The 13,288-nt window shown below is 61.6% G+C and carries 11 protein-coding genes; all 11 read right to left on the reverse strand.

Annotation, left to right across the window (positions count from 1 at the left end):
- Positions 1–6 precede the first annotated feature (6 nt).
- Positions 7–750: a cell division protein FtsQ/DivIB gene (locus A7976_RS10130; protein WP_067110985.1), complete on the reverse strand. Its 744-nt coding sequence runs from the start codon at positions 748–750 to the stop codon at positions 7–9.
- Positions 740–1,648, reverse strand: a complete 909-nt coding sequence (locus A7976_RS10135; protein ID WP_067110988.1) for a D-alanine--D-alanine ligase — start codon at positions 1,646–1,648, stop codon at positions 740–742. The genes A7976_RS10130 and A7976_RS10135 overlap by 11 nt, the downstream gene beginning before the upstream one ends.
- Positions 1,649–1,727: 79 nt before the next feature.
- A complete protein-coding gene (gene murB / locus A7976_RS10140; RefSeq protein WP_088178417.1) occupies positions 1,728–2,603 on the reverse strand; it encodes a UDP-N-acetylmuramate dehydrogenase in 876 nt (291 codons plus the stop codon).
- On the reverse strand, positions 2,600–3,994 hold the full coding sequence (gene murC / locus A7976_RS10145; RefSeq protein ID WP_067110991.1) for a UDP-N-acetylmuramate--L-alanine ligase: 1,395 nt from the start codon (positions 3,992–3,994) through the stop codon (positions 2,600–2,602). Before murC ends, murB begins: the two co-directional genes overlap by 4 nt.
- A gap of 100 nt (positions 3,995–4,094) precedes the next feature.
- A complete protein-coding gene (gene murG, locus A7976_RS10150; RefSeq protein WP_067110994.1) occupies positions 4,095–5,165 on the reverse strand; it encodes an undecaprenyldiphospho-muramoylpentapeptide beta-N-acetylglucosaminyltransferase in 1,071 nt (356 codons plus the stop codon).
- Complete coding sequence (gene ftsW / locus A7976_RS10155) at positions 5,162–6,322, reverse strand: putative lipid II flippase FtsW (RefSeq protein WP_240483850.1); 1,161 nt, start codon at positions 6,320–6,322, stop codon at positions 5,162–5,164. Before ftsW ends, murG begins: the two co-directional genes overlap by 4 nt.
- A complete protein-coding gene (gene murD / locus A7976_RS10160) occupies positions 6,322–7,677 on the reverse strand; it encodes a UDP-N-acetylmuramoyl-L-alanine--D-glutamate ligase (protein ID WP_067110998.1) in 1,356 nt (451 codons plus the stop codon). Before murD ends, ftsW begins: the two co-directional genes overlap by 1 nt.
- Entirely contained in the window at positions 7,674–8,777 is a 1,104-nt protein-coding gene (gene mraY, locus A7976_RS10165) for a phospho-N-acetylmuramoyl-pentapeptide-transferase (protein WP_067111001.1), read from the reverse strand. Before mraY ends, murD begins: the two co-directional genes overlap by 4 nt.
- Positions 8,767–10,146 carry a UDP-N-acetylmuramoyl-tripeptide--D-alanyl-D-alanine ligase gene (gene murF / locus A7976_RS10170; protein WP_371440612.1) on the reverse strand — a complete coding sequence of 460 codons (1,380 nt, stop codon included), beginning with the start codon at positions 10,144–10,146 and terminating at the stop codon, positions 8,767–8,769. The genes mraY and murF overlap by 11 nt, the downstream gene beginning before the upstream one ends.
- The gene (locus A7976_RS10175) at positions 10,143–11,570 is read right to left on the reverse strand and encodes a UDP-N-acetylmuramoyl-L-alanyl-D-glutamate--2,6-diaminopimelate ligase (protein WP_067111004.1); all 1,428 of its coding nucleotides are present in this window, start codon (positions 11,568–11,570) and stop codon (positions 10,143–10,145) included. The genes murF and A7976_RS10175 overlap by 4 nt, the downstream gene beginning before the upstream one ends.
- Positions 11,567–13,288, reverse strand: coding sequence for a penicillin-binding protein 2 (locus A7976_RS10180; protein ID WP_067111007.1), 1,722 nt, complete (start codon positions 13,286–13,288; stop codon positions 11,567–11,569). The genes A7976_RS10175 and A7976_RS10180 overlap by 4 nt, the downstream gene beginning before the upstream one ends.

The following is a 13,288-nucleotide window of genomic DNA, read 5'->3' on the forward strand; positions in this document are numbered from 1 at the left end:
CGGCGATTACGCCGCTCCCGTTTTATTCGTTGCCGGCACTGCCGGTTTGGCGCTCCTGGCCGGCTTGCGCACTGCGAATCCGTTGGGATACCGCAGATCGGCGTAGGCCACTTTCACATTCAGACTGCCCAGCGTCTTGGCGTAAACGCCGGCAAATTTCTTCAGGCGCGCTTCCATCTGCTCGCGCCCCACTTCGATCACCATGCCGCTATCGGTGCCGATTTCCCATGCGCGGCGCGGCGACAATGCCAGCTGCATGATCTTCATCCCGGTCGGCGCGAGCAGCGTGCTGAAGCTGCCGTAGTGCTCTGCCACTTCACGCACGCCGTTGCCTGGCCCGAAAAATACCGGCAACTCGCTGTCCGATGCGGCGTGAAACAATTCTCCATGGCTGTTGACGAGAGCGATGTTGCCCCAGCGCGCCAACTCGCGATGCTCTTCTACCGTCACCTCCAGCTTGTCCGGCCAGCGCCGGCGCACGCTGACATTGCGCACCCATGGCAGCTTCTGGAAGGCGTCGCGCGCCTGAATCAGATCCAGCGTAAAAAAGTTGCCGCGTAGGTGCCGGTCCACGATCAGCTTGATCTGGTCGCGCGTGACATGCGTCAGCTCACCTTCCACCTTGACCTCCTTCAAAGGAAAGATCGGCAGATGTATCACCACGAACAACACCGAATACAGCAGCAGCACCGCCGCCAGCGCATACAGGAAGTTGGCAAACCAAAGCATCGCTTTGGGCCTATCCCACATGGGCCATCTCCAATACCTTCAACACCAGCTCGTCAAACGAAATCCCCGCCGCTCGCGCACCCATTGGCACCAGGCTGTGATCGGTCATGCCGGGCGACATGTTGGCTTCCAGGAAATAGTGGTTGCCCGCTTCGTCCATCAGGAAGTCCACGCGGCCCCATGCCTGGCCGCCCAACACGCGGAATGCTTGAAGGGCCTGTGCCCGAATGATGCTTTCCTGCGCTTCGGTCAGGCCGCACGGGCACAGGTAACGCGTGTCGTCGCGGATGTATTTCGCTTCGTAGTCGTAAAACTCGTTTGCCGGCACGATGCGGATCACCGGCAGCGCCTGATCGCCGAGAATGCCCACCGTGTACTCGCCGCCGCCGACGAATTTTTCCGCGATCACCAGCGGGTCGTATTTGGCCGCTTCTTCATACGCGGCACGCAGACCGCCATGGGTCTTTACCTTGCTGATGCCGATGCTGGAACCCTCGTTGGCGGGCTTCACGAAAATCGGCAAACCGAGATGCGCTTCCACCGCAGCGAAATCGCTATCGGCGTTCAGCATTTCGAATTCCGGCGTCGGAATCCCCGCCGCCTGCCACAGCAATTTGGTACGCCACTTGTCCATGCCCACCGCTGCCGCCATCACGCCGCTGCCGGTATAAGGAATGCCGAACAGCTCCAGCGCGCCTTGAATGGTGCCGTCTTCGCCATAGCGGCCGTGCAGCGCGATGAACACGCGGTCATACCCCTCCAGGTCGTGCAGCGGTTTTTCCGCCGGATCGAACGCGTGCGCATCCACGCCGCCGCGCTGCAGGGCCGCCAGTATCGCATTGCCGCTATTGAGCGATACCTCGCGTTCAGCGGAACGTCCGCCCAATAACACTGCTACTTTTCCGTATTTATTCGTCATTCCTTAAAACCTTTAACCACAGAGCCCCCGGAGAACGATGCCCAAGGATTTTCTCCGTGACCTTCGAGTGCTCCGTGGTTCATAGCCTTTCCCCAATAATTTTCACTTCGCGTTGCAGCTCGACCCCATGTTCGCGCAACACTGTGTCGTGCATATGCGCAATCAGTCGTTCAATATCGTCCGCCGTGGCTTCGCCCAGGTTGACGATGAAATTCGCGTGCTTCTCCGACACTTGTGCGCCTCCGATGCTGAAACCTTTCAAACCACAGGCCTCGATCAGCCGCGCGGCATAGTCGCCTTCCGGATTACGGAAAGTCGAGCCGGCATTGGGCAGGTTAAGCGGCTGCGTCGCGAGGCGCTTCGCCAGCAGCGCCTTGATCTTTTCTTCGGCCACGCTCGCCTCGCCGGCGTGCAGCTGAAACCATGCGGCGACAAACCATTCTTCGCCGGGCAAACCTACGTGGCGGTAGCCCACTTCCACGTCCACCTGGCTGCGTTCGTGCACATGGCCGTGGCGGTCAATGGTGATCGCGCGGCTGACGATGTCCCATGTCTCCCCGCCGTGGCAGCCGGCGTTCATCGCCAGCGCACCGCCCACTGTACCCGGCACCCCGGCCAGGAATTCCGCGCCGTGCAGATGCTCGCGCGCGGCGAACTTGGCCAGTTTGGCGCAGGTCACGCCGGCCTCGGCATAGACCGATGTCCCTTCGAAGCGCATTTCGGTCAGCGCGTCGTGCATCAGCACGACGGTACCGCGCACGCCGCCGTCGCGTACCAGCAGGTTGCTGCCGAGGCCGATGAAATGCACCGGCTCGCCGTGCGGCAACCCTTTCAGGAACCCTTGCAAATCCTCCAGCCCGTGCGGCACATACAGCCGGTCGGCATTGCCGCCCACGCGCCAGCTGGTATAGCGGCGCATCGATTCGTCCAGCAGCAATTTGCCGCTTGTCGTCACAGCGCGGCCTCCTTCGTTCTGGCCGCCACCTGGCCGATCGAGCCTGCCCCCATGACGATCACCACGTCGCCCTCGTGCGCCACATCAAGGATGGCCTGTGGCAGCTCCGCCGGCGTTTCCACGAATATGGGTTCCACCTTGCCCGCGACACGCACCGCGCGCACCAGACTGCGACCGTCCGCGGCGACGATGGGTGTTTCGCCCGCCGGGTAAACCTCCGTCAGCAATACCGCGTCGGCGGTAGACAGCACGCGCACAAAATCCTCGAAGCAATCCCGGGTGCGGGTATAGCGGTGCGGCTGGAAAGCCAGCACCAGCCGGCGGCCGGGGAAAGCGCCACGTGCGGCGTTGATCACCGCCTGCATTTCCACCGGGTGATGGCCGTAGTCGTCGATCAGCGTGAACTTGCCGCCTTCCTTGGCTGGTACTTCGCCGTAACGTTCGAAGCGGCGCCCGACACCCTTGAAATCGGCCAGCGCCTTGACGATGGCTTCATCGGGGATGTTCAACTCGCTCGCTACGGCAATCGCCGCCAGCGCGTTCTGCACGTAATGCATGCCGGGCAGATTGAGCGTCACGTCGAATTCGGTCACCTTGCCGTTAATCCGCCGTACGGTGAAATGCATCTGCCCGGCATCGGCGCGCACGTTGATGGCGCGTACCAGTGCCTCCTCGCCGAAACCGTATGGCATCACCGGCTTGCTGATGCGCGGCAGGATCGCACGCACGTTCGGGTCATCGACGCACACCACGGCCATGCCCCAGAACGGCAGGCATTGCAGGAATTCGACGAACGCGCCCTTGAGCTTCTCGAAGTCGTGTTCATAGGTATCCATGTGGTCGTGGTCGATATTGGTCACGACCGAGAGCACCGGCGAGAGATGCAGGAAGGAGGCGTCGGATTCGTCTGCCTCGGCAACGATATATTCGCCCTGTCCCAGGCGCGCATTGGTGCCTGCCGCCTCCAGCCGTCCGCCGATCACGAAGGTCGGGTCCATGCCGGCTTCGGCCAGGATGCTGGCGATCAGGCTGGTCGTCGTCGTCTTGCCGTGCGTACCCGCAACCGCGATGCCTTGGCGGAAGCGCATCAACTCCGCCAGCATCATCGCGCGCGGAATGATGGGTATCTTGCGTTCGCGCGCCGCGACGACCTCGGGATTTTTCTCGTCCACGGCGGTGGACACCACCACCACATCGGCCGCGGCCAGGTTTTCGGTCGCGTGCCCTTTGCGCACGGCGGCGCCCAGTCCGGCAAGACGGCGCGTCACGATATTGTCCGCGAGATCCGAGCCGCTCACGCTGAAGCCGAGATTGATCAGCACCTCGGCAATGCCGCTCATGCCCGAGCCGCCGATGCCGACGAAATGGATATTCTTGACCTTGTGTTTCATTTGAGCACCCGCTGCAAAATCTCTAACCATGGAGCACACGGAGAGCACCGAGGAAACCGATAAACTCCGTGCTCCCTGTGCTCTCCTTGGTGCATGCTTTTCATGACTGGCATCGCGCCATCTCCTTGCAGATCGCCGCCACTGTGGCTGTCGCCTGCGGCTTGCCCAGCGCCCGCGCCCGCTGCGCCATCGCGAACAGCGATTCGCGGTCGAACCCTGCGATCAATTGCGCCAGTTTTTCCGGCGTCATGTCCTTCTGCGGCAACAGCACAGCCGCGCCGTCATCCGAAAGGTAATGCGCATTCCAGGTCTGATGATCGTCCACCGCATGCGGGAACGGCACCAGCACACTGGCAACACCCGCGGCGGAGAGCTCGGCGATGGTCAGTGCTCCCGCTCGGCAGATCACCAGGTCGGCCCATGCGTATGTAGCCGCCATATCGGCGATGAATGCGCGCGCTTCCGATTCCACGCCCGCCTTGCGGTAGTTTTCGCGCAGGACATCGATCTGCTTTTCGCCCGCCTGATGGATCACTTCGGGACGTGCGTCCTCGGGCAGCATCGCCAATGCCTGCGGTACCATTTCATTCAGCGCCTGCGCACCCAAACTGCCGCCGACAATCAGCAAGCGGATGGGGCCGATTCGTCCGGCGAGGCGTTGTTCCGGCGTTGGCAAGGCGGCGATATCGGCGCGCACCGGATTGCCCGTCAGCTCGGCCTCGTCGCCGAACGCGGATGGGAAGGCTGCCAGAACCTTGCGCGCGAAATGCGACAGCACGCGGTTGGTGAGCCCGGCAATCGAATTCTGCTCATGAATCACCAGCGGCCGGCGCAGCAGCCAGGCGGTAAGTCCTCCCGGGAACGCAGCAAAGCCGCCCATGCCGAGTACGACGTCGGGGCGATACTGGCGCAACACCTTGAAACTTTGCACGCAGGCCAGGAGCACTTGCAGCGGAGCGGCCAGCTTGCGCAGCACGCCCTTGCCTCGCACCCCGCGCATGCGGATGACGGCGACATCGTAATTCTTGCCGGCAATCAACCGGTTTTCCATGCCGCCCTCGGTCGCCAGCCATACGATGTTCCAGCCCTCGGCCTTGAGGTGATCCGCCACCGCCATTGCCGGATACACGTGGCCGCCCGTGCCGCCTGCCATGACCATCAAGGTGCTCATGCCGGCACCCCCTTGGCGAGGCGTCTGTTCTCCCAATCGATCCTGAGCAGCACCGCCAACGCAATACAATTCGCGACGATCGCGCTGCCGCCGAACGACAGCAGCGGCAATGTCAGGCCTTTGGTCGGCAACAATCCCATGTTGACGCCCATGTTGATGATGGCCTGCACGCCAATCCAGATGCCGATGCCCTGCGCCAGCAGCGCGGAGAAGTGGCGCTCGTAAGCGACCGCTTCCTTGCCGATGGCGAAAGCGCGCATGACGATCCATGCGAACAGCAGGCCGACGGCAGCCACCCCGACGAAGCCCAGCTCCTCGGCGATCACCGCGAGCAGGAAGTCGGTATGCGCTTCCGGCAGATAAAGCAGTTTTTCCACGCTGGCGCCCAGGCCGACGCCCAGCCACTCGCCGCGCCCGAACGCAATCAATGCATGCGACAACTGATAGCCTTTGCCGAACGGATCGGCCCATGGGTCCATGAAACCGACAATCCGCTGTAAACGATAAGGCGAGCTCATGATCAGCATCACGACGCCGATTACCAGCAACACGACCAAGCCGGCGAAGATGCGGCCGTTGATGCCGCCCAGCCACAGCACGGAAATCGTGATCGCGGCGATCACCGCGAACGCGCCGAAATCCGGCTCACGCAGCAGCAGGAAGCCAACCACCAGCATCACCGCCAGCATCGGCAGGAAACTCTTGGTGAAGCTATCCATGAAGGCCGCCTTGCGCACGGTGTAGTCGGCCACATAAATCGTTGCAAACAGTTTCATCAGTTCTGATGGCTGCAACGTGGCGAACCCCAGAGGAATCCAGCGCTGACTGCCGTTCACCTGGCGTCCGACGCCGGGAATCAGCACCATGATCAGCAGTACCAGGCCGGCCAGAAACAGATAAGGCGCAACTTTCTGCCAGAAGCGCGTCGGAATCTGGAAAGTGACGAAACCCGCGAGTAACGCAATCACCAGATAAATCGCATGACGCACTGCGTAATAGGTGGACTGGTGCCCGGTCGCCTTGTCGGCCTCGGCCAGCGTGATCGAAGCGGAGTAAACCATCACCAACCCGAAGCCGAGCAGCATCAGCGTGACCCACAACAACCCCTGGTCGTAGGTGGGCGCTGTGATCTTGTCGCGGTTGCTGAGCATGTACATCAGTTCAGCTCCTTGACGGCGGCGATGAATACTTCGGCGCGGTGCGCGTAATTGCGGAACATGTCCCAGCTGGCGCAGGCGGGCGACAGCAGCACAACATCGCCCGGCTCCGACAGCGCATAAGCCTGCTGTACCGCCTCTTCCATGCTTTCGGCGCGCTGTACGTGACAGGCACCTGCCACAGCTGCCTCTATCTGCGGACCGTCGCGACCGATCTGTACCACGGCGCGGGTTTTTGCGATGGCGTCGCGCAACGGGGTGAAATCCTGGCCCTTGCCGTCGCCGCCGGCGATCAGCACGACCGGCGCGGCAAAACCCTGGAGCGCGGCGGCCGTGGCGCCGACGTTGGTACCCTTGGAGTCGTCATAGAACTTGCGGCCGCCGATTTCGGCGACGAATTCGACGCGATGCGCCAGGCCCTTGAATGTCTTCAGCGCGGCCAGCATGGGTTCGTACTGGAGATTTATCGCCCGGCACAGCGCCAGCGCAGCCAGTGCATTGGCTGCATTGTGCATGCCGGCGATCGGCAATTCGTCGACCGGAAACAGACGCTCGTGACCTTTCGCCAGCCAGCGACGTCCTTCGTGCTCGACGATGCCCCAATCTGATGGACGGCTGCCGGCATTGAGGCCGAAAGTCTGGGTATCGGCATCCTCTTGCGCCATGACCATCACCAGGGCGTCATCCCTGTTCAGCACCTGCACCTTGCTGCCGGCCAATACTCTTTGCTTGGCTGCCGCGTAATCGTGCAGGTCGGCATAGCGGTCCATATGGTCCGCGGAGATATTCAATACCGTTGCGGCATCCGCCTTCAGGCTGCGGGTGGTTTCCAGCTGAAAACTCGACAGTTCCAGCACCCAAACCTGTGGCGCCTTTCCTTCGCGCTCTGTCAGCGCATCCAGTACCGGCAGCCCGATATTGCCAGCGACCACCGTATCCAGTCCGGCGCTGGCGCACAGATGCCCGGCAAGGCTGGTCACCGTGCTTTTACCGTTGGAGCCGGTGATGGCGATGACTTTGGCCCCGCTGCCGGCTATGGCTTGCGCGAAAAGCTCGACGTCGCCGACGACCGGAACGCCGCGCGCGATAGCGGCCTGCACTTCCGGCTCGGCCAGCGGAACGCCGGGGCTGGCGACGACGATTTCGGCAGCCGCGAACGCTGTCGGCGTAAATGCGCCGAGATGCACCGGAATGCCGGGAAATTCCGCACGCACCGCATCCAGTCCGGGCGGCGTTTCTCGTGTATCGGCGACGGACAGGCGTGCACCCTGGCGCTTCAGCCAGCGCAATGCCGAAAGGCCAGTGTCACCCAGCCCCAGCACAAGCACCTGTTTGTCGTTTAAATTCAATTTCATCTCAGTTTCAGCGTCGATAGCCCGAGCAAGACCAGCATCATCGTGATAATCCAGAAGCGCACGACCACCTGCGTCTCTTTCCAGCCTTTTTGTTCATAGTGGTGATGCAATGGCGCCATCAGAAAAATGCGCCGGCCCACGCCGTACTTCTGTTTGGTGTATTTGAAATAGGTCACCTGCGCCGCGACCGACAGCGTTTCCACCACGAATACGCCACCCATGATGAACAGCACGATTTCCTGCCGCACGATCACCGCCACCACTCCCAGCGCCGCGCCCAATGCCAGCGCGCCGACATCGCCCATGAAGACTTCCGCCGGGTAGGCGTTGAACCACAGAAAACCGAGCCCGGCACCTGCCATCGCGGTGCAGAACACGGCCAGCTCGCCGGCGCCGGCCACGTAGGGGATACCCAGATATTTGGAGAAATAAAGGTGGCCCGCGACGTATGCAAACAAGGCGAGCGCGCTCGCCACCATCACCGTCGGCAGGATCGCAAGCCCATCCAGACCATCGGTCAGGTTGACGGCATTGCTGCTGCCCACGATCACGAAATAAGTCAGCACGATGAAGCTCACTGCTCCCAGCGGCAGCGCCAAGTGCTTAAAAAACGGAAAGATCAGCGTGGTCTGGGCCGGCACCTCGGCGGTATAGAACAGATATACGGCTGCGCCGATGCCCAGCAATGATTGCCAGAAATATTTTTCCTTTGCCGACAGTCCCTTGGGGTTGCGATGCACCACCTTGCGCCAGTCATCCACCCAGCCGACGATACCGAAGCCCATGGTCACGATCAGTACCACCCATACGTAACGGTTGGTGAGATCGGCCCACAACAGCGTGGAGATTGCGATGGCCACGAGGATCAGCGCGCCGCCCATGGTCGGTGTGCCTGCCTTGATCAGGTGGGTTTGCGGGCCGTCGTCGCGCACTGCCTGGCCTACCTTGTACTGCGTGAGCTTGCGTATCATCGTCGGCCCGACCAGGAAGGAAATCCCCAGCGCCGTGAGCGTCGCCAGCATCGCGCGCAGCGTGATGTAGTTGAAGACATTGAATCCGCGAATGTCATGCGCCAGCCAGCGCGCCAGTTCAAGCAGCATGCTTGCTCCCCTTATCAGTATCTGCCAGCAGCAGGGCCACGACGCGCTCCATACGCATGAAGCGCGACCCTTTCACCAGCACGGTCGTGTCTGCGGTCAGTTGTTTGCTCAGTTCTTCGTCCAGCGCTTCAGGCGATTCGAAATGCTGCGCCCCAGCACCAAATCCGGCGGCCATTTCCTTGCTGAGTTCGCCCAGCACCAGCAGGCGATCAAGCTGCGCTTGCTTGGCGTATGCCCCAATCTCGCGATGCATTTCCGCGGCCGTTTCGCCCAGCTCGCCCATATCGCCGAGCACCAGCACGCGCTTGCCGGGGCATGCCGCCAGCACGTCGATGGCCGCGCGCATCGAGGCCGGATTGGCGTTGTAGGTGTCGTCGATCACCGTGCTGCCGTGGATCCCGGCTTTCCGCTGCAAGCGACCTTTTACACCGGCGTATTGTTGCAAGCCGCCGGCGATAGCGCTCAAGGACACGCCCATCGCCGTGGCTGCTGCCGCAGCCGCCAGCGCGTTGCGCACGTTATGCACGCCGGGGGCAGGCAAGCGCACGACTGCCTCGCCTTGCGGAGTTTTCAAAGTGAGTTCGCAGCTATCGGAATGGAGGCGGTAGTCGGCGCTCACATCGGCCACATGATCCAGCCCGAAAGTCAGCACCCTGCGCGGGGCCGCCAGTTGCTTCCACAAGGGCGCGAACTGGTCGTCGATGTTGATGATGGCCGTGCCGTCAACCGCCAGCCCTTCGAAAATCTCGCCCTTGGCATGCGCCACGGCCTCTACGCTGCCCAAGCCTTCCAGATGGGCCGGCAAGGCGTTGTTGATCAGCGCCACGCCGGGTTTCGCCAGGCGCGTCAGGTACGAAATTTCGCCCGGATGATTCATACCCATTTCAATGACGGCATAGCGATGCGCGGCGCGCAGTTTGAGCAGCGTGAGCGGAAGCCCGATGTCGTTGTTGAGATTGCCTTGTGTCGCCAGCACCGCATCGTCCGCGCTGTTGACACGCAGGATGGAAGCCAGCATTTCCTTGACGGTAGTCTTGCCGTTGCTACCGGTTACGGCTGCCATCGGCAGGGTAAATTTGCCGCGCCAGTACGCAGCCAGGATGCCCAGCGCCAGACGGGTATCCTCAACCACCAGCAACGGCCCAGTCTGACCAGTTTGCCAGCGTTCATCGACCATCGCCGCCGCTGCACCGCGCTGCAGGCAGTCGTCAACAAAATCGTGGCCATCGAATCGCTCGCCGCGCAGCGCGACAAACAAATTACCCGCCTGAATCGCGCGGCTATCGGTCGAGACGGCATCGAAAGCCGTATCCTCGCCCACGATCCGCCCCCCGGTCGCCAACGCCGCTTCGGAAAGTCGCAGCATCATGGCCGGCACTCCAACATGCGACGCGCGACTTCGCGGTCGTCGAACGGAAGCTTGATGCCGCCGATGTCCTGATAATCCTCGTGCCCCTTGCCGGCGATCAATACGACATCGCCCGGACGTGCATCGCCGATGGCGCGGTCGATAGCGGCGGCGCGGTCGGCCTCGACGTGATAATCGCCGCTCATGCCGGCGATGACTTCATTGATGATTGAAGCCGGATCTTCGTGGCGCGGATTGTCGGAAGTGACTATCACCTTGTCCGCCAGCCTGGATGCCGCTTCGCCCATGAGTGGGCGCTTGCCCTTGTCGCGATTTCCACCGCAACCGAATACGCAGATCAGGCGACCGGCCGTCTGCTCGCGTAGAGCAACCAGAACTTTTTCCAGCGCATCTGGCGTATGCGCATAATCGATCACCACCAATGGCTTTTCGCCGCCGCCCAGCGTCTGCATGCGGCCGGCAACCGGCTTTACATCCTTCAATGCGGCGACGGCTTCATGCAATGGCACATCGCTCGCCAGCAGCACAGCCAGCACGGCCAGCAGGTTATAGGCATTGAAACGACCCATCAGTCGGACTTCCAGACGAGCATTGCCGGATGGCGTAACCACATCCATCGCCAAACCGTCGCCATGCAACTCCAGATTCTGTCCGCGCACATCCCCGGTTTGCAGGCCGTAGGTCAGCACGCGCAAATCGCGCCCTTCGGCATCGTCCGCGAATTCCGCGCCAAAATCGTCATCGGTGTTGAGCACCATGCAGCCGAGATCGGGCCAATAGAACAGTTTTTTCTTGGCTTCTGCGTAAGCAGCCATGTCGCCGTGATAGTCCAGATGGTCGCGCGACAGATTGGTCAGCACAGCCACATCGAAGTGCACGCCGTTGACGCGGCCTTGCGCCAGCCCATGCGAGGAAACTTCCATTGCCGCGCCAGCAGCGCCCTTAGTCACATACTCGGCCAGCATGCCATGCAGCAGAACAGGATCGGGCGTGGTATTGATCGCCTCGGACAACTCTCCAGGGAATCCATTACCCAAGGTACCGATGGCAGCAGTTTTACGGCCCAGGCGGGTCAGCGCTTCGGCCAGCCAGTGGCTGCATGATGTTTTGCCGTTGGTGCCGGTAATGCCGATCATGCGCAGTTTGCGCGAAGGATGTCCGTGAAATTCGTCGGCGATCACGCCGGCCTGGGCTCGCAAATTTGCCACCGGCAGGTTGGGAATCGACCACTCCGACTCCCATTCAAAACCCTCATGCTCCCATAAAATACCGGCAGCGCCCCGGGCAACCGCCTGCGGGATGTATTTACGACCGTCCGCGCTTTCTCCCGGATAAGCCAGGAATATGCTGCCCGGCCCGGCTTTTCGGCTATCAGTGGTGAGTTGCGTGGCCTTTACACCCAATTGTGAAAGCAGGCTCGTCATACGACCTCCTTCACTTCCGGCGCATCTTCCGGCGGAATCACGATATTGTCGCTCGGCGCATCCTGAGGCACTGCCAGCTGGCGCAAGGCCCCGGCCATCACCGCGCTGAACACCGGCCCCGCGACCGTGCCGCCGTAGTACTTGCCGTCGCTCGGTTCATCGATCATCACGGCAATAATGAGACGCGGATTGGAGGCCGGCGCCATGCCGACAAATGACGACACATAGCGATCCGCGGCATAACCGCCCACATCTAGCTTGTGTGCTGTTCCCGTCTTGCCCGCCACGCGGTAACCCATGACCTGCGCATGCGGAGCCGTGCCGCCGGGCTGCACCACGGTTTCCAGCATGTCGCGCACGCTGCGTGCCGTTGCTGCGGAAAACACCTGCTGGCCAACGGGCGGTTCTTTCATCCTGACCAGCGATACCGGCTTGATCTCGCCATCGTTGGCGAACACTGTATAAGCTCTTGCCAGTTGCACCAGGCTTAGGCTGATGCCGTGCCCGTATGACATCGTCGCCTGCTCGATCGGGCGCCAGCTCTTGTAGGGACGCAATTTGCCGGTCGCCTCGCCGGGGAAGCCGATATTGACCGGGCTACCGAAACCCATCTGGTTGAACGTGCTCCACAGATATTGGGGTTGCAGGCTGAGCGCCATCTTGGCTGCACCAACATTCGAGGACTTCTGGATGATTTGCGACACGGTGAGCAAGCCTTGCGGGTGCGCGTCGTGGATGGTGGCGCTGCCGATCCGCATGTAGCCAGGCGCTGTTTCAATGCGCGATTCCGCCTCGAACGTTCCCGCCTCCAGCGCGGCGGCGGCAGTGAACGGCTTCAGCGTAGAACCAGGCTCGAAGATATCGACGATGGCGCGATTGCGCGATTTCCCGGCAATCTTGACCGGGTTGTTCGGGTTGTAAACCGGCTGATTGGCTATCGCCAGCACTTCGCCGGATTTCGCGTCCAATACCACGATGGCCCCGGCCTTGGCCTTGTGTTCTTCAACCGCTCTCGCCAACTCGCGATGCGCCAGATATTGAATATTGCGGTCGATGGAAAGCGCCAGATCATGGCCGTCCTGCGGCACCTTGACTGCCTCCAGATCTTCAACGATATGGCCGCGCCTGTCTTTCAGCACATGCCGGCTGCCCGACTTGCCGGAAAGCCATTTCTGGAATACCAACTCCATGCCTTCCTGGCCTTTGTCGTCGATGCCGGTAAAGCCGACGAGGTGCGCGGTCACTTCGGCGGCCGGATAGTAGCGGCGATATTCGCGCTGCATGAAAACACCGGGGATGCCGAGTTGCATCACTCGCGCAGCATCCGGCGGGGGCATGCGGCGTTTGAGATAAACGAAGCTACGACTCTTCGACAATTTTTTATGCAGATCGGCCTGCTTGATGCCCAGCAATTCGGCCAATTTCTTGAGCTGCGCCGGCTCGGCCTCGATATCGGGCGGGCTGGCCCAGATCGACTCGACCGGGGTACTGATTGCCAGGGGCTCGCCGTGGCGGTCGGTGATCATGCCGCGATGCGCGGAAAGGGTCATGACGCGGCTGTAGCGCGCATCGCCTTTTTGCTGCAGGAAATCGGTATGCATCGCCTGGAGAAAAACCGAGCGCCCGAGTAGCACCGCAAAGCCGCTCAGCACCGCCAGCAGCAATACCCGGCGGCGCCAGGAGGGAAACTTGATCGGAAGATGGTTTGCGCGGTTCAT

This window comes from Methylobacillus sp. MM3 (genome assembly GCF_001645185.1).
Lineage (GTDB): Bacteria > Pseudomonadota > Gammaproteobacteria > Burkholderiales > Methylophilaceae > MM2.

Excerpts from the sequence above, each read along its gene's own strand:
- mraY (WP_067111001.1), bottom strand. The coding sequence starts at position 8,777 with ATGCTGCTTGAACTGGCGCGCTGGCTGGCGCATGACATTCGCGGATTC.
- murG (WP_067110994.1), bottom strand. The coding sequence starts at position 5,165 with ATGAGCACCTTGATGGTCATGGCAGGCGGCACGGGCGGCCACGTGTAT.
- murC (WP_067110991.1), bottom strand. The coding sequence starts at position 3,994 with ATGAAACACAAGGTCAAGAATATCCATTTCGTCGGCATCGGCGGCTCG.
- murF (WP_371440612.1), bottom strand. The coding sequence starts at position 10,146 with ATGATGCTGCGACTTTCCGAAGCGGCGTTGGCGACCGGGGGGCGGATC.
- ftsW (WP_240483850.1), bottom strand. The coding sequence starts at position 6,322 with ATGTACATGCTCAGCAACCGCGACAAGATCACAGCGCCCACCTACGAC.
- A7976_RS10135 (WP_067110988.1), bottom strand. The coding sequence starts at position 1,648 with ATGACGAATAAATACGGAAAAGTAGCAGTGTTATTGGGCGGACGTTCC.
- A7976_RS10175 (WP_067111004.1), bottom strand. The coding sequence starts at position 11,570 with ATGACGAGCCTGCTTTCACAATTGGGTGTAAAGGCCACGCAACTCACC.
- A7976_RS10180 (WP_067111007.1), bottom strand. The coding sequence starts at position 13,288 with ATGAACCGCGCAAACCATCTTCCGATCAAGTTTCCCTCCTGGCGCCGC.
- murD (WP_067110998.1), bottom strand. The coding sequence starts at position 7,677 with ATGAAATTGAATTTAAACGACAAACAGGTGCTTGTGCTGGGGCTGGGT.
- A7976_RS10130 (WP_067110985.1), bottom strand. The coding sequence starts at position 750 with ATGTGGGATAGGCCCAAAGCGATGCTTTGGTTTGCCAACTTCCTGTAT.